This window comes from Pantoea sp. (assembly GCF_032114055.1).
Classification (GTDB): domain Bacteria; phylum Pseudomonadota; class Gammaproteobacteria; order Enterobacterales; family Enterobacteriaceae; genus Pantoea.
This window is the reverse complement of record NZ_DAMCTB010000002.1, coordinates 398051-421542: the sequence shown is the minus strand read 5'-3', so window position 1 is coordinate 421542 and position 23492 is coordinate 398051. Positions and strand designations below refer to the sequence as shown.

The following is a 23492-nucleotide window of genomic DNA, read 5'->3' as shown; positions in this document are numbered from 1 at the left end:
ATTATCAATACGTTATTGTAACCACTTCATTACAGCGAACAGCGCTGCGAACGAAGAATAAAAACATCACGAGGTTTGTATGGAACAACAGCAAGGCGAAGCGCTGAAGCGTGGTCTTAAGAACCGCCATATTCAGCTCATCGCGCTGGGTGGTGCAGTGGGAACCGGGCTGTTTCTGGGCAGCGCATCGGTTATTGAATCGGCCGGACCGGCCGTTATTCTGGGCTATGCGATTGCCGGTTTTATTGCCTTTTTAATCATGCGCCAGCTGGGTGAAATGGTGGTGGAAGAGCCGGTCGCCGGCAGCTTCAGCCACTTTGCTTATAAATACTGGGGTAACTTTGCCGGCTTTGCCTCAGGCTGGAACTACTGGGTGCTCTACGTGCTGGTCGCGATGGCGGAACTGACCGCCGTGGGCAAATATATCCAGTTCTGGTGGCCCGATTTTCCGACCTGGGCCTCCGCCGCTATCTTCTTCGTAATGATTAACGCCATCAACCTGACCAACGTTAAAGTATTTGGTGAGATGGAGTTCTGGTTTGCCATCATTAAAGTGCTGGCCGTGATTGGTATGATCCTGTTCGGTGGCTGGCTGCTGTTTGGCGGTCATGCAGGTCCGCAGGCCACCGTCCGCAACCTCTGGGAACAGGGCGGCTTCTTCCCGCACGGCATCGGCGGGCTGGTGGCCGTCATGGCGATTATCATGTTCTCATTTGGCGGGCTGGAGCTGGTCGGTATTACTGCGGCCGAAGCTGACAATCCGGAAGTGAGTATCCCAAAAGCAACCAACCAGGTACTGTGGCGTATCCTGATCTTCTACATTGGTTCGCTGGCCGTGCTGCTCTCTCTGATGCCGTGGAATCGCGTCACCTCTGAAGTCAGCCCGTTCGTCTTTATTTTCCATGAGCTGGGCGATGCGATGGTGGCGAATGCGCTGAACATCGTGATCCTGACGGCCGCCCTGTCGGTCTACAACAGCTGCGTCTACTGCAACAGCCGTATGCTGTTTGGTCTGGCTCAGCAGGGCAACGCCCCCAAATCGCTACTGAAAGTCGATCGTCGTGGCGTTCCGGTGTTAACGATTCTGGTTTCGGCCGTGGCCACTGCGCTCTGCGTGCTGATCAACTATCTGATGCCGGGTGAAGCCTTTGGTCTGCTGATGTCGCTGGTGGTTTCTGCGCTGGTGATTAACTGGGCGATGATCAGCCTGGCGCACCTGAAGTTCCGCCGTAAGAAAGATCAGCAGGGTGTGACCACCCGCTTCAGAGCCCTGCTCTATCCGGCAGGAAACTGGATTTGCCTGATCTTCATGGCGGCGATTCTGGTGCTGATGGCCACCACGCCAGGCATGGCGATCTCGGTCTGGCTGATTCCGGTCTGGCTGGTGATTCTGGCCGTGGGTTACTTCGTTAAGAACAAAACACAGAAAGCCTGATGCGCTTTTCCGGGCGGTGATCTCTCTGAGAGGTTGCCGCCTGCCTCCTCGCCGCTCTATCGTTCTGCTCTGGCCTGATCAAGCTCACATTTCTTTCTCCGCACCTGTTTAGTCCATCTCCATGACGAATTACTCCGGTTTGTTCTGCTGACTTAATGCCAATAATTCCTGTTCACACTGATGCGCAGGAGAAAACCATGAAAGGTGCAGCCCTCTCGTTTCGGGAAAAGCTGGGATATGGCATGGGCGATGCCGGGTGCAACATGATTGGCGGGGCCATTATGCTGTTCCTGAACTACTTCTATACCGATGTATTTGGTCTCGCCCCGGCGCTGGTAGGCATCCTGCTGCTGTCGGTCAGGGTACTGGATGCCGTCACCGACCCGATTATGGGCGCGATCGCTGACCGCACTAAAAGCCGCTGGGGTCGCTTTCGCCCCTGGCTGCTATGGGTTTCTGTGCCCTATGTGCTGTTCAGCATCCTGATGTTTACTACCCCCGACTGGACATATCACAGCAAGGTCATCTGGGCCTTCGTCACCTATTTCCTGATGTCGCTGACCTATACCGCCATTAACATCCCCTATTGCTCTCTGGGTGGTGTGATTACCAACGATCCCGGCGAGCGCGTCTCCTGTCAGTCTTACCGCTTTGTGATGGTCGGCATCGCCACGCTGATTCTCTCTATGTCACTGCTGCCGATGGCGGAATGGTTCGGCGGCGCAGACAAAGCCCGTGGTTATCAGATGGCAATGACGGTCCTCGCCACCATCGGCCTGGCAATGTTCCTGTTCTGCTTTGCGACGGTACGCGAACGTATCCATCCTGCTGTACCGAGTAACGATGACCTGAAAAAAGATCTGCGTGATGTCTGGAAGAATGACCAGTGGGTTCGCATTCTGCTGCTGACCTTCTGTAATGTCTGTCCCGGCTTTATCCGCATGGCGGCCACTATGTATTACGTGACCTGGGTGATGGGTCAGTCAACGCACTTTGCCACACTGTTTATCAGTCTGGGCGTGATTGGCATGATGTTCGGCAGCACGCTGGCGAAACTGCTCACCGACCGCTGGTGCAAACTCAAAGTCTTTTTCTGGACCAATATCGCGCTGGCGCTCTTCTCCAGCGGTTTTTACTGGCTCGATCCGCACGCCACGGTGATGATTGTTATCGCCTATTTTGTGCTGAATATTCTGCATCAGATCCCGTCACCGCTGCACTGGTCACTGATGGCTGATGTGGACGACTACGGCGAATGGAAAACCGGCAAACGCATCACCGGCATCAGCTTCTCCGGCAACCTCTTCTTCCTCAAAGTCGGGCTGGCCGTGGCCGGTGCCATGGTCGGTTTTCTGCTGTCGTTCTATGGCTACAATGCCGAAGCTAAACAGCAATCACCGGAGGCAATTAACGGTATCATGCTGCTGTTTACCATCATTCCGGGTGTCGGTTATCTGATTACCGCTGGCGTGGTCAGACTGCTGAAGGTTGACCGCAACATGATGCTCACCATTCAGCAGGATCTCGCGCTGCGTCGCCAGAACTTCCGTGAGTTACACCCTGTTCACCTGCGCGACGATACGGCTACCCCAACCGGAGAGGTAAAATGATGACAGCCTGGCCAAATCCCTTTATTACACAGCGGGCCGACCCCTTTATCCTGCAGCACGACCAGCACTACTATTTCGTCGCCTCAGTGCCGGAGTATGACCGGCTTGAGATCCGCCGCGCCACAACGCTGGCAGGCCTGCGCAACGCCGCGGCGGTGGAGGTCTGGCACAAGCCGGAGAGCGGCCCCTGCAGCGAATTAATCTGGGCGCCCGAGCTGCATCATATTGAGGGGCAGTGGGTGATCTATTTCGCTGCAGCACCGACACGCGACATTAAAGAGGGCCTGTTTCAACATCGGATGTATGCGCTGGTCTGTGACGCGGACGATCCCCTGCTGGGGCCCTGGCAGCCCTGCCGCCGGGTCTTCAGCCAGTTTGACAGCTTCTCGCTGGATGCCACGCACTTCGTTCATCAGGGGAAAAACTGGTATCTCTGGGCGCAGAAGGATCCGTCCATTCCCGGTAACTCCAACCTCTATCTGGCCGAGTTACTCAATCCCTGGACGCTGAAAGGCACCCCGGTCATGCTGAGCCGGCCGGAATATGAGTGGGAATGCGCAGGGTTTAGCGTCAACGAAGGGCCGGCGGTAATCCGTCACGGGAATCGGCTATTTGTGACCTACTCCGCCAGCGCCACCGATGAGAATTACTGTCTGGGTATTCTGTCCATTGCCGCTGATGCAGACCCGCTGGATACTTCTGCCTGGCAGAAATCTGCCCGGCCGGTCTTTGTCTCCAGCTGGGACAACCATCAGTATGGGCCGGGTCACAACAGCTTCACCCGCGATGAAGAGGGACGTGATGTGCTGGTTTACCACGCACGCAATTACACTGAAATTGAGGGCGATCCGCTCTGGGATCCGAACCGCCATACCCGCCTGAAATACTTTAGCTGGCGGGAGGATGGCACACCCGATTTTGGTGTGCCACCCGCCGATTACACCAGCGTGCCGTAAATCGTCAGCAACGCGACGGCGACCACCAGCACCAGTGAGGTCCGCTTCGCTAACGCCACGGCAACCCGTGGCGTTTCAACTTTATCGGTATGGGGATCGCGAGACAGAGAGAACTGGGCCAGCGTCGTCAGCACCTGATACTGAGAGCGGCGCCGGTCGGTCAGCGAGGCAAACCAGGCAGGCAGAGCTTTCTCACCATGGCCCAGCAGCGCGTAGGCCACGCCTGCCAGCCGCACCGGGATCCAGTCGAGCAGATGCAGAATCGCATCCACGCCCGATTGCGCGCGCGCCATAGGCGTTTCCCGTTTTGCCAGCCAGCTTTGCCAGGCGCGCAGGAACGCGTAGCCCACCAGCAGCACCGGCCCCCAGGGGCCACCCACCACCAGCCAGAACATCGGCGCCAGATAGAAGCGAAAGTTTATCCAGATCAGGGCATTCTGCAGTTCACGCAGAAATTCGCGCTCGCTGCACTCCACCGGTACACCGTGAATGAGCGTCAACTCGGCCGCCATCGCCTGATGCGCCGCCTCGTCATCATGACTGGCCGCTTTCAGATAGTGATGATAATGCTGACGCACCGAACCGGCACCAATACAGAGCAGACCGGTCAGGATCCAGAACAGCAGTTGCAGCACGCCAAACAGCAGCCCTTTCAGGCTCCAGATCACCAGCGCGGTCAGCGCCATCGCCAGCACGGTCATCAGCACTGTTCGCACCAGTGAGAAATGATGGCGATGGCGAAAAACCGGCTCCAGCCGATGGTCGAGCTGCCAGTGCTCGCCCAGCTTAAACAGGCGCTCCCAGCCTAAAACCAATAACAAGGTAAACAACGTCATACTGACCCCGCAAAAATCAGGATATGGGCTGCGTTAACAGCTGTCTGTAGTAGTCCCAGTCAAAAGCAGGCCCGGGATCGGTTTTACGTACCGGCGCGATATCGCTATGCCCCGTGATACGCGAAGGTGTTAATGGATAGTGTTGCAGCAGCAGCTGTGTCACCTGCTGCAGGGCCAGATATTGCGCGCCGGTGTAAGGCTCACTGTCTGTCCCTTCCAGCTCAATACCGATGGAGAAGTCGTTACAGTTTTCCCGTCCTCCAAACTGTGACACACCCGCATGCCAGGCGCGCTTGTCAAAAGAGACATACTGCACAATCTCCCCGTCGCGACGAATCAGGCAGTGTGCCGCCACTTTCAGCGCGGCGATATCCGCAAAATAGGGATGAGCCTCAGGCGGCAGCGTGCCGGTAAAGAGTTTATCGATCCAGGGTCCACCAAATTCACCCGGTGGCAGGCTGATATTGTGGATCACCAGCAGTGAAGGCGCCTCATCGTCAGGGCGTTCGTTGTAATGTGTTGATGGCACGTGACGCACACCGGTCAGCCAGCCCTGTTTGATTTTCATACCGGATTCCTTATTCTGCCTGGCTGAGAATAGCATGAATAATAAAGGATTCTTGCCTCTTAGTGTGTCCGGGGCGCAACGAAAAAGCGCCGCATGTTAAGGATACTAAACAAAATCATCGTCAGCACTGGTACAGCGTAACGGTTCAGGCTATTGTGACCGCCTCTGTTGCTGCACTTTTATGAGGTAAAACGACTATGTCATCTCGTGGTTACGATGCGGACAGCCGCCGTCAGGCGTTGATTAAACGCGTTGAAAGTGACATTCCGGATGCGGTTGCGCTGGCGTTAAAAGAGGATCTCGGCGGCGAGATTGACGCTGACCGTGACATTACCGCTCAGCTGTTGCCAGCCGATACGCAGGCCCATGCGCAGGTGATCACCCGCGAAGAGGGCGTTTTCTGTGGTAAACGCTGGGTGGAAGAGGTCTTTATCCAGCTCGGTGCCCACGCGACCCTGAACTGGCATGCAGAAGATGGCGATAAGGTGAAAGCCGGTCAGCTGCTGTTTGAGATCGCCGGTCCGGCCCGGCTGCTGCTGACCGCAGAGCGTACGGCGCTTAACTTCGTGCAGACGCTTTCAGGCGTGGCAACGGAAGTGAGCCGCTATGTGGCCCTGCTGGCGGGCAGCCAGACGCAGTTACTCGACACGCGCAAAACCCTGCCCGGTCTCCGTACCGCGCTGAAATATGCCGTACTGTGTGGCGGCGGGCAGAACCATCGGCTGGGCCTCGCCGATGCTTACCTCATCAAAGAGAATCATATTATCGCCAGTGGTTCGATCCAGCAGGCGGTGGAAAGAGCGCAATGGCTGCAGCCCGACGTGCCGGTCGAGGTCGAGGTGGAATCGCTGCAGGAGCTTCAGCAGGCGCTGGAGGCCGGCGCCGATATCGTTATGCTGGACAACTTCAGCCTGGACGACATGCGTGCCGCCGTTGCGCTCAATCAGGGGCGTACACTGCTGGAAGTCTCCGGCAACGTGACAGAAATCACCCTGCCACAGATTGCTCTGACCGGCGTGGATTACGTGTCGGTTGGCGCACTGACCAAACATGTGCGGGCGCTGGACCTCTCCATGCGTTTTAAACAGCAGTAATCCGCCCCGCCGTCATCCGTGACGGCAATTTTGCGACCCTGCTTCCAGCGCAGTTTCGGCTGCGCTGCAATGCTGAAATCTCCCTGCAGCCCGCTTTCCGGTTCGCTTCTCGCGGACTGTCTTTCACCACTCACGATTTTTACCCTGTCGGCTTCTTAATCAGGAGACGATGTGATGACGAATCAACGTGGATTTACACTGGTGGAATTGATGATTGTGGTGGGGATCGTGGCGATCTTAAGCGCCATCGGCCTGCCCGCTTATCAGAACTATCTGCAGCGTGCAGCCCTGACCGACATGCTGCAGACGATGGTGCCCTACAAAACTGCGGTAGAGCTCTGTGCAATGGAACGCGGCGGGCCTGCGCAGTGCCAGGCCGGAGAAGCGGGCATTCCTGCCGCCCGCGGCTCGCGTTATGTCTCCGCGCTCAGCGTGACTGCCGGGGTAATCACTCTGACCGGTCAGGAGAGTCTGAATGGCCTGCGTGTTGAAATGGTGCCGATCTGGGAGAGCAGCGAAGGTGGCATCAGCTGGCAACGCAGCTGCACCAGCAGCAACAGCAGCCTCCGTGACAATTGTCTGGCGCAGTTCCGCTTTGCGGATAAAGGTGGCAGCGATGGAGAAGCCTGATGCCGCCATTGCGGCACTCTGTCAGCGTTATCGCGCCGTGGTTCTGCACCATGATGCCACTCAGCTGCGCGTGGCCGTGGCGGAGAGCGCGCCGCCGGGCCTGGCTGAGGCGCTCCATTTTGCCAGCCAGTGCCAGATTGAGATCGAGTGCTGGCCGCAGGCCCGGCTTGATCAGCGTCAGCATGCTGACACCCCTCTGGTCGCGCGCGAAACGTCCCCCGCTGAATCGGCGGTTGAGGCGACACACTTGATCCTGCGTCAGGCCCTGGAGCGTCGTGCCTCGGATGTCCACATTGAACCCGATCGGGGAGGCATGCGGATACGACTGCGCATCGACGGTGTTCTGCATCCGCTCTCCGCTCTGCCCGCCACTCAGCCTGCGGCGCTGCTGGCACGCCTGAAGATCCTCGCCGGCCTGGATATCGCCGAACGCCGGTTGCCGCAGGATGGTCAGTTCAGTCTGGAGATCGCCGGGAAACCGGCCTCCTTTCGCCTGGCGACGCTACCCGTCTGCGGCGGTGAAAAAGCCGTGGTAAGGCTGTTACAGAGTGAAAGCGCAGCCCTGTCGCTGGATAAGCTTGGGCTTCCCGCGCCCCAGCTGCGGCTGCTCTGCGCCGCGCTGGCCCAGCCGCAGGGGCTGATCCTGGTGACCGGCCCCACCGGCAGCGGCAAGACGTTTACGCTTTACAGCGGCCTCAGCGCCCTGAATACACCGGAAAGGAATCTGTGCAGTGTGGAGGACCCTATCGAGATTCCGTTACCCGGCATTAACCAGACGCAGATCCATACCAAAAAGGGTCTCGATTTTAATCGCGTGCTGCGGGCGCTGCTGAGACAGGACCCGGACGTGATTATGGTGGGCGAAATCCGGGATGCGGAAACGGCAGAGATTGCGGTGAAAGCCGCGCAGACCGGCCATCTCGTCCTGTCGACGCTACATACCAACTCCACTGCCGAAACCCTGACGCGACTGCGCCAGATGGGGATTCCTGGCTATCTTCTGGGCCCGGCGCTGAAACTGATTGTGGCTCAGCGTCTGGTCCGGCGCCTCTGTCCGCACTGCCGCCAGCCTGCTCAGGCCGTTGCACACTACCCTGCCGAACTCTGGCCCGGTACGCTGCAAACCTGGCGTGCGCCCGGCTGCGATCACTGTTTTTCCGGCTATTTTGGCCGGCTGGCGCTGTTTGAGCTGCTGCCCGTCAATGCCCGGCTGCAAAATGCAATTGCCGCCGATATGCCGCTGGAAAATCTGCTTACGCTGGCGAAGCAGCAAGGCCTGCGTACTCTGCTGGCTTCTGGCCTGGAAGCGGTGAGCCGGGGCGATACCTCGCTGGAAGAGATGCAGCGTGTGATGGGACTGGACGATGGATAACACCTGTTTATTTCGCTGGCAGGCGGTCGATAGCCAGGGGCAGTTATGCAGTGGAGAACTGCTGGCAATCGACAGTGACAATCTGCTGCTGATGCTGGCCCAGCGTAATCTTCTGCCGGTGAGCTGGAAGAGAGAGAAGGTCTGGCCTCAGAAGGCGTGGAAATGGCAGCACAGGATTGACCTGTTCAGGCAGCTGGCCACCCTGCTTAAAGCCGGGCTGCCACTGGCAGAAAGTCTCACGTTACTGGCTGAAGGCCATCCGCATCCCGGCTGGCAGGCACTGATGCGCGCGCTGCATCATCGGGTACTTAGCGGCGCGCCTTTTTCGCAGGCGTTGCGGGAATGGCCGCAAATCTTTCCGGCACTCTATCCGGCGCTGATGGAGATCGGCGAACTGACCGGTCAGCTGGATGTCTGCTGCAGCGAACTGGCCCGGCAGCAGAGCCGGCAGCAACAGTTACGCCTTCAGGTCAAAAAGGCGCTGCGCTATCCCCTGTTTATCCTGCTGGTGGCCCTGGCCGTCTCCTGCGGCATGCTGCTGTTTGTCCTGCCGGAGTTTGTTGCCGTCTATGACTCTTTCGATGCGCCGCTGCCTGCCTTTACGGCCGCTGTCATGCAGCTATCTGCGGGACTTCAGGCGTGGGGCTCGGTGGCAGCTTTCTTTATCCTGCTGTTGCTGACAGTCTGGCATCAGCTGCGACAGCACTCGGCGGCCTGGCAGCGCCGTGAACAGGCTATCTTTCTGCGTATTCCACTGCTGTCCGGGCTGTGGCGGGGCGCGCAACTGACGCAAATCTACAGCCTCCTTAACCTGACGCAGCGCGCAGGCTTAACGCTGTTACAGGGCCTGACTGCCGTTGAAGTGACGCTCTCCTCACTGCTATGGCGGGAGGCGATCGCTGGATTGCAGCAGCATATTGCTCAGGGGAACCCGCTGCATCAGGCGCTGATTCATCATCCCCTGTTTACGCCCTTATGCAGTCAGCTGATACGGGTGGGCGAAGAGGCCGGTGCACTGGATCTGATGCTGGCCCGTCTGGCGGAGTGGCACGAGACGGAAACCCGCGAGCGCGCAGATACGCTGGCGGCTTCACTGGAACCGATGATGATGATAGTGATTGGTGGCATTGTCGGTACGCTGGTAATTGCGATGTACCTGCCGGTCTTTGGACTGGGCGATGTGATGCATTAAGGGGCGTCGCGTGCGCGCCCCTGATTGCTATCGGTTAAAGACGCGGTTTTCCTGCTCGTTCACGCGGATAAAGGTGGTGCGCTTGGTCAGCTCTTTCAGCCGTTCCGCCCCGACGTATGTACAGGCGGAACGCAGCCCACCCAGAATGTCGCGGGCGGTGTCATCCACAGCCCCCCGCAACGGCAGCTTCACCGTTTTGCCTTCCGCTGCGCGATACTGCGCGACACCGCCGACGTGACGCTTCATCGCGGATTCAGAACTCATGCCGTAGAAGAGCATAAAGCGTTCGCCATTTTCTTCGACGATCTGCCCTTCACATTCATCATGCGCCGCCAGCATTCCCCCCAGCATTACGAAGTCTGCTCCGCCGCCAAACGCCTTGGCGATATCGCCAGGCACAGAACAGCCGCCATCGCTGACGATCTGCCCGCTTAAGCCATGCGCCGCATCGGCACACTCAATAACCGCTGAAAGCTGCGGATAACCGACGCCGGTCTTCACGCGGGTGGTGCAGACCGAGCCGGGCCCGATGCCGACCTTAACGATATCCGCGCCAGACAGAATCAGTTCTTCCACCATTTCGCCCGTGACTACGTTACCGGCACAGATCGTTTTAGTCGGGAACCGTTCACGCGCCCGCTGCAGAAAATCGACAAAATGTTGCGAATAGCCGTTGGCTACGTCAATGCAGATAAACTGCAAATCCGGCGACAGCGCCATGATCGCGACCAGCTTACTCAGATCCGCTTCGGAGGTGCCGGTTGACACCATGACCTGCTTCAGTACCGCTGCCGGCACGCGCTGAATAAAGGCGCGCCACGCATCGACGCTGTAATGTTTGTGAACTGCCGTAAGGAGATTGAAGCTGGCCAGCGCCTCGGCCATCGAAAAGGTGCCGACAGTATCCATGTTGGCGGCAATAACCGGCACGCCGCTCCAGCGCAGTCCCGAATGGCGGAAGGTAAAGCTGCGTTCCAGCTCAACCTGCGAACGGCTTTTCAGCGTGGAGCGTTTGGGGCGGATTAATACATCTTTAAAGCCCAGTTTCAGATCTTCTTCAATACGCATAAACAGTGTCCTGGTAAGTGGCAATGAATCGTTCTTCACGAAAAAAGCACAGCTCCAGTGACCTTATGATACGCGCCTCCGGCTTTGCGACAAGACTGCGAATTTCACTTTATTTACGCTACAATCCGTTAAATTTAGTTGTGTTTTATCGGTGTGATCTGACGCCCACTTTTGCGTTTTTTTGTCAGATCGTTACCCTGAAACCCGGCCCGGATAAGAAATCAGGTGAAAAACATGCCCTATATCGTCGCGCTTACCGGGGGAATCGGCAGTGGAAAAAGTACGATTGCCCGGGCATTTGCCGCGTCTGGCGTGGACATTATTGACGCGGATTTGATTGCCCGTGAAGTGGTTGAGCCGGGTACACCCGCTCTGCAGGCTATTCAGGCGCGCTATGGTTCATCGATCGTCACGCCACAGGGCGGGCTCGATCGCGCCCGGCTTCGCGAGATTATTTTTCAGCAGCCGGAAGAGAAAAGCTGGTTAAACGCGCTACTCCACCCACTGATCAATGCCCGGACGCGCCAGCTGATCGCGCAGGCCACCTCACCTTATGTGCTCTGGGTCGTGCCGCTACTGGTGGAAAACCAGTTACAGCACCAGGCTGACAGAGTGCTGGTGGTGGATGTCGATGAGGCGACACAGTTAGCGCGCACGCAGCAGCGTGATGGCCTCTCCGTCGCCCAGGCTCAACGAATTCTTGCGGCACAGGCCACACGCCAGCAGCGCCTCGCCTGTGCCGATGACATTATTGATAACAGTGGCAAGCCCGATGACGCCTTGCCACAGGTTGCCGGACTTCATGAGCGCTACCTCAGGCTGGCGGCAACGAAACAGGATTAATACCATGAACACACCCGTTCTGTTCGAACACCCACTGAATGAAAAAATGCGGACCTGGTTACGGGTTGAATTTCTGATTAATCAGTTAGATGAAACCACGCCGCTGGATAAGACAGTCAATGCGCTGACCTTTTTCCGTGTGATTGCCGAACTGCTCGACATCTTCGAGCGGGGAGACATGCGTACAGAACTGCTGAAGGAGCTGGAGCGCCAGCAGCAGAAGCTGCGTGCCTGGGCTGATGTACCCGGTGTCGATATGACACTGGTTAACGCGCTCAGCGATAAACTCCGGATTCAATCAACCCAGCTGATGAATGCGCCGCGGATGGGCCAGCAGCTGCGCGAGGATCGGCTTATTGCCCTTGTGCGCCAGCGGCTCAGCATCCCTGGCGGCTGCTGCAGCTTTGATTTACCCGGCCTGCACATCTGGCTCCATCTGCCTCAGGAGACCCGCGATGCCCAGGTTGAAGCCTGGATGCAGACGCTGGCGCCGCTGCATCATGCACTGGCGATGGTACTGGATCTGATTCGCCAGTCCGGTACTTTCCATCTGCAGACCAGCCTCAATGGCTTTTATCAGGACAATGCCGAAGGGGCCGATCTGCTGCGGTTGCAACTGTCACTGGACGATGCGCTTTATCCACAGGTATCCGGCCACAAGAGCCGTTACGCCATCCGTTTTATGCCATTTGATAGCGAGCACGGTGAAGTCCCGGCCCGCCTTAATTTTCAACTGGCCTGTTGTTAGAGGTAACCATGCAGCAAGATGTAATGACCGTTTCCTGTCCGCAGTGCGGCAAAGATGTGATCTGGGATGAGCTGAGCCCCTGGCGTCCCTTCTGCAGTAAGCGCTGCCAGCTTATTGATTTAGGCGAATGGGCCGCAGAAGAGAAACGGATCCCCAGCAGCGATGATATGAATGACAGTGACAGCTGGAGTGAGCAGGATCACTGATTAAAGGATGGGGCGCACGGCCCCACTCCCTCAGAGCTCGCCTGCCACCAGGCGCGCAATCAGCGGGTGATTGGCTGGCGGGAACTCGTCTGCCACCAGCGCCTGCTGATCGACCCAACGCTGTGGCTGCCCCTCTCTGCCCCACGGCTCGCCTTTCCACCCTTCCACCAGGAAAAAGTGCAGCGTCACACGCAGATCGTCATAGGTATGATCTGCATGACCAATCGGATGCGCTTCGGTGACCTCAATGCCCGTCTCTTCGTGCAGCTCCCTGATCAATCCCTGTTCGGCACTTTCGCCCGCTTCGATCTTACCGCCAGGAAACTCCCATTTGTTCGCCATGTAAGAACTCGCCGCACGCTGGGCAAGGAAAATCTGTTTATTGGCATTGCGAATGATGCCAACTGCAACCTGCAGGTGCTTCATGAAGACTATCCGGTTGTAATCGATGAATGAGTGATGATTTTAGAGCATGCCTCTGCGGAAGTTAACCGCTTTAGCCCGGTGCAGCCGTGTCCGCTCAGGCAGTGCCGGATGCTGCAGGAAGGCATAAAAAAAGGAGCCAGCGGCTCCTTTTTATTCAGCGTTTAGTCTCAGGCGATACGGCCATGACACTGCTTGTACTTTTTACCGGAACCGCATGGGCAGGGATCGTTGCGGCCCACTTTGCGTTCGCCGCTTTGCTGCTGCTCCGGCTCTGCCAGCAGATCTTCTTCAACATGGCTCAGCTGCTGCTGCTGTGCCAGACGCTCGGCTTCTTCGCGACGCTGCTGCTCCATCGCTTCCACTTCTTCCGGCATACGCACCTGAACTTTGCTCAGCGTACTGATCACTTCATACTTCAGTGACTCCAGCATCGCTGCAAACATGGCGAAGGATTCACGCTTGTACTCCTGCTTCGGATCTTTCTGCGCATAGCCACGCAGATGGATACCCTGACGCAGATAGTCCATCGCGGCCAGATGCTCTTTCCACAGCGAATCCAGCGTCTGAAGCATTACGCCTTTTTCGAAGTTACGCATCATCTCTGCGCCCACGATCTCCTCTTTCTCAGCATAGCTCTCGGTCGCGCGGGCCATGATGCGTTCACGCAGCACTTCCTCATGCAGATCCGGCTCTTTATCCAGCCACTCCGCAATCGGCAGGTCGAGATCGAAGTCGGCACGCAGACGCTCTTCCAGCCCTGGCACATCCCACATCTCCTCCAGCGACTGCGGCGGAATATAGGTGTCGATGGTCACTTTATAGACATCGTGGCGAATACTGTTAATGGTTTCGCTCACGTCGGAGACATCCAGCAACTCATTACGCTGACTGTAGATTGCACGACGCTGGTCGTTCGCTACATCATCATATTCCAGCAGCTGCTTACGAATATCGAAGTTACGGCTTTCAACTTTGCGCTGGGCATTGGCAATCGCTTTGGTGACCCACGGATGCTCAATCGCTTCGCCCGGCTTCATGCCCAGTTTACGCATCATATTAGAGACGCGATCCGAGGCAAAGATACGCATCAGCGCATCTTCCATCGACAGATAGAAGCGTGATGAGCCGGCGTCACCCTGACGGCCTGCACGACCGCGCAGCTGGTTATCGATACGACGCGATTCGTGACGCTCGGTTCCCACGATGTGCAGACCGCCCGACGCCAGAACCGCATCGTGGCGGATTTTCCACGCCGCTTTGATCTCTTCAATCTGCGCTTCGGTCGGATTCTCCAGCGCCGCGACATCGGCATGCCAGCTACCGCCCAGCATGATGTCTGTACCACGCCCCGCCATGTTGGTGGCGATGGTAACCGCACCCGGCTGACCCGCCTGCGCCACGATATCCGCTTCGCGGGCGTGGAACTTGGCGTTCAGCACGTTGTGTTTGATACCCGCACGGGTCAGTTCGTTGGAGACCACTTCCGATTTTTCAATCGAGATTGTCCCCACCAGCACCGGCTGACCGTTAGCAGTGCGCTCACGGATATCTTCAATGATGGCGTCGATCTTCTCTTTCTCAGTCATGTAGACCAGGTCAGCCAGATCTTTACGCACCATCGGACGGTTGGTCGGCACGACAATCGTGTCGAGCTTATAGATGGAGCTGAATTCAAACGCTTCAGTGTCTGCAGTACCGGTCATACCGGCCAGCTTCTCGTAAATACGGAAGTAGTTCTGGAAAGTGATAGAGGCCAGCGTCTGGTTCTCGTTCTGAATCTCTACCCCTTCTTTCGCTTCAATCGCCTGATGCAGACCATCGGACCAGCGACGACCCTGCATGGTACGGCCGGTGTGTTCATCAACAATCACGACCTCGCCATCTTTGACGATATAGTCCACGTCGCGGGTAAAGAGCGCGTGCGCACGCAGCGCCGCCGTAACGTGATGCATCAGCATGATGTTGGTCGGTGAATAGAGTGACTCTCCCGCTTCCATGATGCCCTGGCTGACCAGCAGCTCTTCCACCTTAACCAGACCGCGCTCGGACATGTGCGCCTGACGTGCTTTCTCATCGACCCAGAAGTCACCTTCACCCTGATGAGTTTCGTTATCTTCCTTATCCTGACGAACCAGATGAGGGATGATTTTGTTCACTTTGGTGTAGAGGTCAGAACTGTCTTCTGCCGGACCGGAGATAATCAGCGGCGTACGCGCTTCATCGATCAGGATGGAGTCGACCTCATCCACCAGCGCGTAGTGCAGTTTACGCTGTACGCGCTCTTCCGGGCTGAAAGCCATATTGTCGCGCAGGTAGTCGAAGCCGTACTCGTTGTTGGTACCGTAGGTAATGTCTGCAGCGTAGGCTTCGCGCTTCGCTACCGCAGGCAGGCCCGACATGTTGATACCAATGCTCAGGCCAAGGAACTCGAACAGTGGACGGTTGTTTTCCGCATCGCGCTGAGCCAGATAGTCGTTGACGGTCACCACGTGAACGCCCTTGCCGGAGAGTGCGTTCAGGTAGGCTGGCAGCGTCGCGGTCAGGGTTTTACCCTCACCGGTACGCATCTCTGCGATGCAGCGATCGTTCAGCACCATGCCGCCAATCAGCTGCACGTCGAAGTGGCGCATTCCGAATACACGTTTACTGGCTTCACGCACGGTGGCAAACGCTTCCGGGATCAGGCTTTCCAGGGATTCCCCTTTTTTCAGGCGCTCGCGGAATTCATCGGTTTTCGCTTTCAGTTCATCATCAGAAAGCTTCTCGAAGTCAGGCTCCATTTTGTTGATGACGTCCACCACTTTGCGCATACGGCGCAGAGTACGATCGTTACTGCTACCAAAAACCTTGGTTAATATTTTGCTTAACATAATAAATATATTCTCAATTCAGCCGGCACATTGCGGGCTGCGAAATCTAAACAGAGTGAATAAAACAAAAAATATTAGCAGAACAATCGGGCAGGTCCGGCGCGGATGCCATGCACGCTGGCATGCCATTCGACCCAGGAGCGGGTAACGGCCATAAAGAGCGGGGGAACAGCGAGCTGCTGCGGCACGGTGTGCAGCGCAGAGTGAGATGTCAGTAAATTGTGCAGCGAGTCAATCAGTGCCAGCTTTTGTGCCGCCAGCGGCAATGGCTGCTGCTCCGCCTGCGCCTGTGGCGTCAGCGTAAAAGAGAGATGACGGATAACGGTGCGGATAGCGTGCTGGTGCCAGTAGTCAACGCTGAAGCTCGGGCGCCGGGACGTATCCTGAAACCGGATCAGGTGGTCAAAACGCGTAGCGTTGCCCAGGAACAGGCTGCTGGCGGGCGATTCAGACGACGCGTTGAGTTCTGAGCTTTGCGCGCAGGCTGGCAGGCCAAAGCTGGCCGCAACCATCCCCAACAGGAGATGAGGCCAGAAATAGCGTCTACCTAATTGTCGCCAGCGCTGAAGAATCCCGATCACAACCTTTCCGTCGCGCATACCGTGCTGCGCTCATGTTTTATGTACCCGCCGCAAAGCGCAACGGATTTAAGCCTGTAAAAGTGCCACAGATAGTAACATTAATGTGGGGCATCCACACCTGAGATTAAAGTGGCGGTGTGAGAAAACACGCATGATTGCTCAGCAATTCAGCAGCGTAAATCGCGTTTTGCAGCCGCAGTCGCAGCGTTCGGAAGAGACAGGCGGGGCGAAAAAAAACGGCTGGTGCCGCTGACCGGAGAGGGTGTCAGCATAACCAGCCGTTTCACGTTCCAGGGCAGTTAAGCCAGAACCAGATTCGGTGCTTTGAATGCCAGCGGCAGTTCCGCTTCGTCTTCGAAGGTTGCCCATTCCCAGGCTTCCTGCTTCGCCAGAACCGCCTGCAGCAGCTTGTTATTCAGCGCGTGACCCGATTTGAACGCAGTGAATGCGCCAATGATGTTATGGCCACACATAAACAAGTCGCCGATGGCGTCCAGCATTTTGTGACGGACGAACTCGTCTTCAAAACGCAGGCCTTCTTCATTCAGTACGCGGAAATCATCCAGACCTATCGCACAATCTAAGCTACCGCCCAGGCACAGGCCTTTAGACTGCAGATATTCGATTTCACGCATAAAGCCAAATGTACGCGCCCGGCTGATTTGACGAACAAAGGCGTCAGCAGAGAAGTTCATCGCATAGCGCTGTGAGCTGGAGTCGATCGCCGGGTGTTTGAAATCGATGGTGAAGTCGAGCGAGAAACCGTTGTACGGCTTGATCTCAGCCCATTTATCACCCTCTTCCACACGCACGGCCTGCTTAACGCGCACAAATTTCTTCGCGCTGTTCAGCTGCTCGATACCCGCATCCATCAGCAGATAGATGAACGGTGCTGCGCTGCCATCCATGATCGGGATCTCTGGCGCATCGACTTCAACAATAATGTTGTCGATACCCAGACCCGCCAGGGCGGCATTGAGGTGTTCAACCGTTGAAATACGCACGCCATCATCGTTCACCAGGCAGGTGCTCAGCATGGTGTCGCGCACGTATTTTGCATCAGCCGGAAAATCTACCGGTGGATTCAAGTCGGTGCGACGATAGATGACCCCGGTGTTAGCCGACGCAGGGCGTAGTGTCAGGGTGACTTTCTTGCCGGTATGCAAACCGACGCCAGTCGCCTGAACAATACGTTTTAATGTCCTTTGTTTGATCATCGCATTATCTCGCAGTATCACCTTTCCGACCGCCAGTATACTTTACCAGCGGGCAGACACTTTAGCACAAAGAGCGGAGAATCCCAATTATAGGGTTAATCCTAATCGGCCTGCTTACGTAAAAAGGCCGGGATATCAAGATAGTCGGGCTCTTTATTCGACTGTGCTGGCTGCTCGTTAACCACTTTAGCCGCCGGTTTCTGCTCCTGCGGCAGCGGTGACATACCGTGCTGCTGATAGCGATGATCCATCACGGGCTGGCTGGCTGGCTTGTTGGTGACCAGCGTGATTTCAGGACGCTTGTCCATGCCGATACCGGTTGCCACGACGGTGACGCGCAGTTCGTCATTCATTTCCGGATCCAGTGAGGTACCGATCACGACGGTCGCGTTATCAGACGCGAAGGCGCGGATGGTGTTACCCACGGTTTCGAACTCATCCAGACGCAGGTCGAAGCCCGCGGTAATGTTGACCAGCACGCCGCGTGCGCCAGAGAGATCGATATCTTCCAGCAGTGGGCTTGAGATGGCCATTTCAGCCGCTTCTTCTGCACGATCTTCACCGCACGCGACGCCGGAACCCATCATCGCATAGCCCATTTCGGACATCACAGTGCGTACGTCAGCAAAGTCGACGTTCATCAGGCCCGGACGGGTGATCAGCTCGGCAATACCCTGGACAGCGCCTTTCAGCACGTCGTTCGCCGCACCAAATGCATCCAGCAGAGAGATACCACGACCCAGCACTTTCAGCAGCTTGTCGTTTGGAATGGTAATCAGTGAATCGACATGCTTAGAGAGTTCAGCGATCCCCTGCTCGGCAAACGCCATGCGTTTTTTGCCTTCGAAATTGAACGGCTTGGTGACGACAGCCACCGTCAGGATACCCAGATCCTTAGCCACTTCAGCGACCACAGGTGCAGCACCGGTTCCGGTACCGCCGCCCATGCCGGCTGCGATGAACACCATGTCTGCCCCTTCCAGCGCAGAACGCAGTGCTTCGCGATCTTCTTCTGCAGAGTTACGGCCCACTTCCGGGTTCGCACCCGCACCCAGACCCTTGGTAATGTTATTACCGATCTGGATGGTCTGGCCGACGGCTGTTTTACGCAGCGCTTGCGCGTCGGTATTCACAGCAAAGAATTCCACACCTTCGATACGCTCGCGTACCATGTGCTCTACGGCGTTGCCGCCGCCGCCACCGACGCCGATGACTTTAATCACCGCGTCGTTGGTTAATTCCATAGGTTCAAACATGATTTCTCTCCGTTATGTGCCTGTCGCCTGGAGATCACAAAAGAAAACAGCATGATCCCCTTTCACAAAAATTAAAACTCTTTTTTCAACCAACTGTTAATGCGCTTGAACCAGTTGCCTACTGAGACACGTTTTTCGGTCTCTGCATCACCGTTCAGATGCGACTCTTTGCCATAGTGCAACAGTCCCACCGCGGTGGAGTAGTACGACTCCTGCGCATAGTCAGTCAGGCCGGTAATATTCAGCGGCTGTCCGATACGCACCTGCGTATGGAATACGCGTTGCGCACAGGCCGCCAGTCCTTCGATTTGCGCAGCGCCCCCGGTCAGGACAATGCCTGCGGCCAGGTGATGCTTCACGCCCTGCTGACGCAGTTGTTCCTGTAACTGCAGAATCTCGTCATTGACCAGATTCAAAAGTTCGGTGTAACGCGGCTCAATCACTTCGGCCAGCGTCTGACGCTGCAGGCTGCGCGGTGGACGTCCGCCCACGCTTGGCACTTCAACGTTCTCATCTTTGCCGACAATCGAGCCCAGCGCGCAGCCATGGCGCACTTTGATCGCTTCAGCATCCGTCGGCGGTGTACCAAACGCATAGGCGATGTCGCTGGTCACAACGTTACCTGCATAAGGAATCACCTTAGTGTGCCGCAAAGCGCCGCCGGTATATACGGCAATGTCCATTGTACCGCCACCAATGTCGACAACACACACGCCCAGCTCACGTTCATCTTCAGTCAGTACGGCAAAACTGGAGGCGAGACCGGCAAAAATCAGCTGGTCCACTTTCAGTCCGCACCGCTCAACGGCTTTGACGATGTTTTTTGCCATGTCGTTGTGACAGGTGATCAGATGCACTTTCGCCTGCATACGTACACCGGACAGACCCACCGGGTTTTTGATCCCTTCCTGGTAGTCGATGGCGTACTCCTGAGGGATGACGTGCAGGATGCGATGCTCGTCACGCACACGAACCGACTTCGCGGTATGTACGACGTTCTCCACATCATCCTGAGTCACTTCCTCTTCGGAAATCGGAACCATCCCGATTTCGTTCTGACAACTGATATGTTTGCCCGATAAAGCAAGGTAGACGGAGGAGATCTGGCAGTCTGCCATCAGCTCAGCCTGGTCGATGGCGCGCTGAACGCATTTCACCACCGACTCAAGGTCATTTACGCCACCTTTATCCATACCGCGGGACGGGCAGCTGCCCACCCCAATAATGTTGACCATACCATCGGGCAGAATTTCCCCAACCAGGGCGGCAACCTTCGCAGTGCCGATTTCGAGTCCAACTACCAGTTTTCTGTCCGTTGCCTTGATCATTGTTGTTTAGCCTGTGCCTGGTTCTGTTGCTGATTACTGTCCTGTGGCTCCATCACGACCGGTGTCCAGCCCACAGAAGCACCCGAGTCGTATCGCAAATCCACGTAGCTGATACGTTTGCTCTCGTTCTGCCCCTGCTGCTGCAGCACCGGATAGAGCTCAATAAAGCGATTCAGTCGTTTCATCGTGTCGCTGCGTCCCAGCTCGATGCGGATATCATCGCTGGTGACCAGTTGCCATGAACGCCTGGCCGTCATCGACGCCACCTTCAGCGTAAACTTCCGGGCTTTCAGCACATCATCCATACTGTGATAGCCCGCCAGGACCTCTTTCTCGCTCCCTTCCGGCCCATACAACATCGGCAGTACCTCTTTGCCGACATGACTGGCGGGTACGCTGAAGGAGACCCCTTCGGCATCCACCATGTGCAAATCGTTCCAGCGCGCCACTGGCGTGTACTCGACCAGATGGATTTTCAGCTCATCCGGCCACTGCTTACGTACGCTGACCTGCTTAATCCAGGGCAGCCGCTCAATCTGCTGCTGCAGGATGTCCACGTTCTGAGACATAAAGGTGCCGGGCGGGCCCAGCGATAAAATGGCCTGGCGAATATCATCGTGCGTGGTGTAGTGCGTCTGCCCTGTCACCACCAGCTTTGACAGTGGCAGTCGGGACGCATCGTTCATCCACTTCAGCACCGCCAGTCCGCCAGCCACCATAATCCCGATAACGGTCAGCAGAAAAATAATGCCGAACAGTCGGGCTCCGTTACTGCGGCCAGTGCGAATACGCTCCTGCGGTTCACGGTTTCGAACTCTCATCGCCGCCTGTGACATATCAGTCGGCCAGCTCCAGAATGTGGGCAACCAGCTGCGGGAAAGGCATGCCCGCCTGTTTTGCCGCCATCGGCACCAGGCTGTGACTGGTCATGCCCGGCGAGGTATTTGCCTCCAGAAGCTGGAAGTTCCCTGCCCCATCGGTCATCACATCTATCCGTCCCCAGCCGCTGCATCCCAGCGCACGCCAGGCAGCCAGCACCAGCTGCTGTAATTCCGCCTCACGCTCAGCGCTTAACTCCGCCGGGCAGAGATACTGAGTATCGTCAGAAATGTATTTTGCTTCATAATCATAGAACTCGCTGGCGCTCTTTATTTCGATGGCTGGCAGGATGCGATCGCCCACAATCGCCACGGTATACTCCGCGCCGCGGAGAAACGCCTCGACCAGCACATCGTCGTCGTGCTTAAACGCCAGTTCCAGCGCAGCAGGCAGGGCGCTCAGATCGTTGACCCGGCTGATGCCCACGCTGGACCCTTCGCAGGCAGGCTTCACAAACAGCGGCAAGCCCAGCGCCGCAATCTCCACGTGACACGCGGCATCCAGCCCGGCATCACGCTGCTGACGCGTCAGCCAGACAAAGCGGCCTGAAGGTAAGCCACGCCCCTGCCACAGCAGTTTGGTGCGCAACTTGTCCATGGTCACCGCCGAGGCCATCACGCCGCTGCCGGTGTAAGGCAGTTGCAGAAACTCCAGCACGGCCTGCAGCGTGCCATCTTCTCCGCCCCGGCCATGCAGCGCGATAAAGACTTTGGTGAAGCCCTGCTCTTTCAGCGTCAGCACAGAGACGTCACGGGTGTCGATGCCATGAGCATCAATGCCCATTTCCCGCAAGCCGGCGACGACGGCCTGGCCTGAATTCAGCGAAACCTCGCGCTCTGCCGAGGTGCCGCCCATTAATACGGCAACTTTATCAGCCATGACGATCCTCCGCTGCAGGCGCCGGCTGGAGTTTACTCTCCGCCAGCTTGCGCGCCACTTTGCCGACGTTTCCGGCACCCTGAACCAGAATCAGGTCGTTACCTGACAGCAGCGGCGCCAGCATCTCCGGCAGAGCGTCATGTTCCGGGACCAGGATCGGATCGACCTTGCCACGATTACGAATCGCACGGCACAGTGAACGGCTGTCAGCGCCTGGAATGGCGGTTTCACCGGCAGAGTAAACATCCAGCATCAGCAGCACATCCACATGCGACAGCACGTTGGCAAAATCGTCGAACAGGTCGCGGGTCCGGCTGTAGCGGTGCGGCTGAAACACCATCACCAGCTTCCTGTCCGGCCAGCCTGCGCGCGCGGCTTTGATCGTCGCATCCACTTCGGTGGGATGGTGACCGTAATCATCCACCAGCATCGCGCTGCCTGGCTGACCATTGACCGGCCCGGTCGGGAACTCGCCCAGCAGATCAAAGCGACGACCGGTGCCCTGGAAACTTTCCAGCGCGGCCAGGATCGCATTATCTTCAATGCCCTCTTCGCTGGCGACAGCGACGGCGGCCGCCGCGTTCAGGGCGTTGTGACGGCCTGGCGCGTTCAGCGTAATCTTCAGCGGCGCTTTATCCTGACGGATCAGGGTGAAATGGCCCTGCGCGCCCTGCTGCTCGTAGTTCTCAATACGCAGATCCGCATCGTCGCTGAAACCGTACGTGGTGATGTGGCGCCCCACGCGCGGGATCAGGTCACGGATCACTGCATCATCCACGCACATCACTGCGCGACCGTAAAACGGCAGGTTGTGCAGGAAGTTAATAAACGTCTGCTTCAGGTTCTCGAAGTCGCCCTGATAGGTGTCCATGTGGTCCGCTTCGATATTGGTCACAATCGCCACCATCGGCTGCAGATGCAGGAACGACGCATCGCTCTCATCCGCTTCGGCAATCAGATAGCGGCTGTTACCCAGGCGGGCATGGGTGCCTGCGGCTTTCACCAGGCCGCCGTTAACGAAGGTCGGATCGAGGCCCGCTTCCGCATAAATACTGGACACCATCGCCGTGGTAGTGGTTTTGCCATGCGTGCCGGCAACGGCGATGCCGTGACGGAAGCGCATCAGCTCAGCCAGCATCTCCGCGCGGCGGATCACCGGGATACGCTGTTCGCGAGCCGCCACCAGCTCAGGGTTGTCCTGCGAAACGGCGCTGGAAACCACGACCACGCTGGCATCAGTGACGTTCTCAGGGCGATGGTTAAAATAAATGGTGGCACCCAGTCCGGTCAGATGCTGTGTCACCGGGTTAGGGGCCAGATCTGAACCGCTGATGTGGTAGCCTTCATTTGCTAACACTTCGGCAATACCGCCCATGCCCGCACCACCGATGCCGACAAAGTGAATGTGCCGGACGCGACGCATCTCGGGCACAATAGAACGCAGTTTTGCCAATTGTTGTGTATTCATCGCTCTCAATTACCTGCTCTTTCAGTTTGT

General features: G+C 57.1%; 22 protein-coding genes. 10 read left to right on the top strand and 12 right to left on the bottom strand.

Annotated features, from left to right (window positions below; all coding sequences use genetic code 11):
- The first annotated feature begins 79 nt into the window (after nucleotides 1–79).
- From aroP to RT657_RS06075, 3 genes are all read left to right on the top strand, one after another.
- The gene (aroP, locus tag RT657_RS06085; protein WP_313653102.1) at nucleotides 80–1435 is read left to right on the top strand and encodes an aromatic amino acid transporter AroP; all 1356 of its coding nucleotides are present in this window, start codon (nucleotides 80–82) and stop codon (nucleotides 1433–1435) included.
- A gap of 197 nt (nucleotides 1436–1632) precedes the next feature.
- Nucleotides 1633–3045 carry an MFS transporter gene (locus RT657_RS06080; protein ID WP_313653101.1) on the top strand — a complete coding sequence of 471 codons (1413 nt, stop codon included), beginning with the start codon at nucleotides 1633–1635 and terminating at the stop codon, nucleotides 3043–3045.
- The gene (locus tag RT657_RS06075) at nucleotides 3042–4001 is read left to right on the top strand and encodes a family 43 glycosylhydrolase (protein WP_313653100.1); all 960 of its coding nucleotides are present in this window, start codon (nucleotides 3042–3044) and stop codon (nucleotides 3999–4001) included. Before RT657_RS06080 ends, RT657_RS06075 begins: the two co-directional genes overlap by 4 nt.
- On the opposite strand, the gene ampE is transcribed toward RT657_RS06075, so the two are convergent.
- Together ampE and ampD are read right to left on the bottom strand one after the other, a co-directional pair.
- On the bottom strand, nucleotides 3983–4837 hold the full coding sequence (ampE, locus tag RT657_RS06070; RefSeq protein ID WP_313653098.1) for a beta-lactamase regulator AmpE: 855 nt from the start codon (nucleotides 4835–4837) through the stop codon (nucleotides 3983–3985). The two genes, RT657_RS06075 and ampE, sit on opposite strands and share 19 nt — an antisense overlap.
- A 16-nt stretch (nucleotides 4838–4853) precedes the next feature.
- Complete coding sequence (ampD, locus tag RT657_RS06065) at nucleotides 4854–5405, bottom strand: 1,6-anhydro-N-acetylmuramyl-L-alanine amidase AmpD (RefSeq protein WP_313653097.1); 552 nt, start codon at nucleotides 5403–5405, stop codon at nucleotides 4854–4856.
- A 197-nt stretch (nucleotides 5406–5602) separates the two neighbouring features.
- On the opposite strand from ampD, the gene nadC reads away from it, so the two are divergent.
- From nadC to hofC, 4 genes are all read left to right on the top strand, one after another.
- Nucleotides 5603–6499 (top strand): carboxylating nicotinate-nucleotide diphosphorylase, encoded by an 897-nt coding sequence (gene nadC / locus RT657_RS06060; RefSeq protein ID WP_313653096.1) that lies wholly within the window; start codon nucleotides 5603–5605, stop codon nucleotides 6497–6499.
- Between the two features lie 174 nt (nucleotides 6500–6673).
- Complete coding sequence (ppdD, locus tag RT657_RS06055; protein ID WP_313653095.1) at nucleotides 6674–7129, top strand: prepilin peptidase-dependent pilin; 456 nt, start codon at nucleotides 6674–6676, stop codon at nucleotides 7127–7129.
- On the top strand, nucleotides 7116–8501 hold the full coding sequence (gene gspE / locus RT657_RS06050) for a type II secretion system protein GspE (RefSeq protein ID WP_313653094.1): 1386 nt from the start codon (nucleotides 7116–7118) through the stop codon (nucleotides 8499–8501). Before ppdD ends, gspE begins: the two co-directional genes overlap by 14 nt.
- Nucleotides 8494–9693 carry a protein transport protein HofC gene (gene hofC, locus RT657_RS06045; protein WP_313653093.1) on the top strand — a complete coding sequence of 400 codons (1200 nt, stop codon included), beginning with the start codon at nucleotides 8494–8496 and terminating at the stop codon, nucleotides 9691–9693. Before gspE ends, hofC begins: the two co-directional genes overlap by 8 nt.
- Before the next feature lie 27 nt (nucleotides 9694–9720).
- Here the strand turns inward: hofC and RT657_RS06040 are convergent, their stop codons facing one another.
- Complete coding sequence (locus RT657_RS06040; RefSeq protein WP_313653091.1) at nucleotides 9721–10761, bottom strand: GMP reductase; 1041 nt, start codon at nucleotides 10759–10761, stop codon at nucleotides 9721–9723.
- A gap of 234 nt (nucleotides 10762–10995) precedes the next feature.
- Between RT657_RS06040 and coaE the strand changes: the two genes are divergently transcribed.
- Genes coaE through yacG form a run of 3 tightly spaced genes read left to right on the top strand, consistent with a single transcriptional unit; the run spans nucleotide 10996 to nucleotide 12558 of the window.
- A complete protein-coding gene (gene coaE, locus RT657_RS06035; protein WP_313653090.1) occupies nucleotides 10996–11604 on the top strand; it encodes a dephospho-CoA kinase in 609 nt (202 codons plus the stop codon).
- A gap of 4 nt (nucleotides 11605–11608) precedes the next feature.
- Nucleotides 11609–12352 (top strand): cell division protein ZapD, encoded by a 744-nt coding sequence (zapD, locus tag RT657_RS06030; protein WP_313653089.1) that lies wholly within the window; start codon nucleotides 11609–11611, stop codon nucleotides 12350–12352.
- 8 nt (nucleotides 12353–12360) lie between these two features.
- Complete coding sequence (gene yacG, locus RT657_RS06025; protein WP_313653088.1) at nucleotides 12361–12558, top strand: DNA gyrase inhibitor YacG; 198 nt, start codon at nucleotides 12361–12363, stop codon at nucleotides 12556–12558.
- A 30-nt stretch (nucleotides 12559–12588) separates the two neighbouring features.
- Here the strand turns inward: yacG and mutT are convergent, their stop codons facing one another.
- The 9 genes from mutT to murC form a co-directional block, all read right to left on the bottom strand.
- Nucleotides 12589–12984 carry an 8-oxo-dGTP diphosphatase MutT gene (gene mutT / locus RT657_RS06020; protein WP_313653087.1) on the bottom strand — a complete coding sequence of 132 codons (396 nt, stop codon included), beginning with the start codon at nucleotides 12982–12984 and terminating at the stop codon, nucleotides 12589–12591.
- 167 nt (nucleotides 12985–13151) lie between these two features.
- Complete coding sequence (secA, locus tag RT657_RS06015) at nucleotides 13152–15854, bottom strand: preprotein translocase subunit SecA (RefSeq protein ID WP_313653086.1); 2703 nt, start codon at nucleotides 15852–15854, stop codon at nucleotides 13152–13154.
- A gap of 74 nt (nucleotides 15855–15928) precedes the next feature.
- Complete coding sequence (gene secM, locus RT657_RS06010) at nucleotides 15929–16435, bottom strand: secA translation cis-regulator SecM (protein ID WP_409520974.1); 507 nt, start codon at nucleotides 16433–16435, stop codon at nucleotides 15929–15931.
- A 299-nt stretch (nucleotides 16436–16734) separates the two neighbouring features.
- Complete coding sequence (lpxC, locus tag RT657_RS06005; RefSeq protein ID WP_313653083.1) at nucleotides 16735–17652, bottom strand: UDP-3-O-acyl-N-acetylglucosamine deacetylase; 918 nt, start codon at nucleotides 17650–17652, stop codon at nucleotides 16735–16737.
- A gap of 101 nt (nucleotides 17653–17753) precedes the next feature.
- Nucleotides 17754–18908: a cell division protein FtsZ gene (gene ftsZ / locus RT657_RS06000; RefSeq protein WP_111139411.1), complete on the bottom strand. Its 1155-nt coding sequence runs from the start codon at nucleotides 18906–18908 to the stop codon at nucleotides 17754–17756.
- Between the two features lie 71 nt (nucleotides 18909–18979).
- Complete coding sequence (gene ftsA / locus RT657_RS05995) at nucleotides 18980–20236, bottom strand: cell division protein FtsA (RefSeq protein WP_313653081.1); 1257 nt, start codon at nucleotides 20234–20236, stop codon at nucleotides 18980–18982.
- Nucleotides 20233–21072 (bottom strand): cell division protein FtsQ, encoded by an 840-nt coding sequence (ftsQ, locus tag RT657_RS05990; RefSeq protein ID WP_111139410.1) that lies wholly within the window; start codon nucleotides 21070–21072, stop codon nucleotides 20233–20235. The genes ftsA and ftsQ overlap by 4 nt, the downstream gene beginning before the upstream one ends.
- 1 nt (nucleotide 21073) lies before the next feature.
- Nucleotides 21074–21994 carry a D-alanine--D-alanine ligase gene (locus RT657_RS05985; protein WP_313653080.1) on the bottom strand — a complete coding sequence of 307 codons (921 nt, stop codon included), beginning with the start codon at nucleotides 21992–21994 and terminating at the stop codon, nucleotides 21074–21076.
- On the bottom strand, nucleotides 21987–23462 hold the full coding sequence (gene murC / locus RT657_RS05980; protein WP_313653078.1) for a UDP-N-acetylmuramate--L-alanine ligase: 1476 nt from the start codon (nucleotides 23460–23462) through the stop codon (nucleotides 21987–21989). Before murC ends, RT657_RS05985 begins: the two co-directional genes overlap by 8 nt.
- Between the last annotated feature and the right edge of the window lie 30 nt (nucleotides 23463–23492).

Bases quoted from the DNA above. Each gene is read 5' to 3' on its own strand.
- aroP (WP_313653102.1), top strand. From the start codon at position 80: ATGGAACAACAGCAAGGCGAAGCGCTGAAGCGTGGTCTTAAGAACCGC.
- nadC (WP_313653096.1), top strand. From the start codon at position 5,603: ATGTCATCTCGTGGTTACGATGCGGACAGCCGCCGTCAGGCGTTGATT.
- RT657_RS06075 (WP_313653100.1), top strand. From the start codon at position 3,042: ATGATGACAGCCTGGCCAAATCCCTTTATTACACAGCGGGCCGACCCC.
- mutT (WP_313653087.1), bottom strand. From the start codon at position 12,984: ATGAAGCACCTGCAGGTTGCAGTTGGCATCATTCGCAATGCCAATAAA.
- murC (WP_313653078.1), bottom strand. From the start codon at position 23,462: ATGAATACACAACAATTGGCAAAACTGCGTTCTATTGTGCCCGAGATG.
- ftsQ (WP_111139410.1), bottom strand. From the start codon at position 21,072: ATGTCACAGGCGGCGATGAGAGTTCGAAACCGTGAACCGCAGGAGCGT.
- ampD (WP_313653097.1), bottom strand. From the start codon at position 5,405: ATGAAAATCAAACAGGGCTGGCTGACCGGTGTGCGTCACGTGCCATCA.
- RT657_RS05985 (WP_313653080.1), bottom strand. From the start codon at position 21,994: ATGGCTGATAAAGTTGCCGTATTAATGGGCGGCACCTCGGCAGAGCGC.
- ppdD (WP_313653095.1), top strand. From the start codon at position 6,674: ATGACGAATCAACGTGGATTTACACTGGTGGAATTGATGATTGTGGTG.
- coaE (WP_313653090.1), top strand. From the start codon at position 10,996: ATGCCCTATATCGTCGCGCTTACCGGGGGAATCGGCAGTGGAAAAAGT.
- gspE (WP_313653094.1), top strand. From the start codon at position 7,116: ATGGAGAAGCCTGATGCCGCCATTGCGGCACTCTGTCAGCGTTATCGC.
- zapD (WP_313653089.1), top strand. From the start codon at position 11,609: ATGAACACACCCGTTCTGTTCGAACACCCACTGAATGAAAAAATGCGG.
- yacG (WP_313653088.1), top strand. From the start codon at position 12,361: ATGCAGCAAGATGTAATGACCGTTTCCTGTCCGCAGTGCGGCAAAGAT.
- ampE (WP_313653098.1), bottom strand. From the start codon at position 4,837: ATGACGTTGTTTACCTTGTTATTGGTTTTAGGCTGGGAGCGCCTGTTT.
- RT657_RS06040 (WP_313653091.1), bottom strand. From the start codon at position 10,761: ATGCGTATTGAAGAAGATCTGAAACTGGGCTTTAAAGATGTATTAATC.
- lpxC (WP_313653083.1), bottom strand. From the start codon at position 17,652: ATGATCAAACAAAGGACATTAAAACGTATTGTTCAGGCGACTGGCGTC.
- RT657_RS06080 (WP_313653101.1), top strand. From the start codon at position 1,633: ATGAAAGGTGCAGCCCTCTCGTTTCGGGAAAAGCTGGGATATGGCATG.
- ftsZ (WP_111139411.1), bottom strand. From the start codon at position 18,908: ATGTTTGAACCTATGGAATTAACCAACGACGCGGTGATTAAAGTCATC.
- ftsA (WP_313653081.1), bottom strand. From the start codon at position 20,236: ATGATCAAGGCAACGGACAGAAAACTGGTAGTTGGACTCGAAATCGGC.
- hofC (WP_313653093.1), top strand. From the start codon at position 8,494: ATGGATAACACCTGTTTATTTCGCTGGCAGGCGGTCGATAGCCAGGGG.
- secA (WP_313653086.1), bottom strand. From the start codon at position 15,854: ATGTTAAGCAAAATATTAACCAAGGTTTTTGGTAGCAGTAACGATCGT.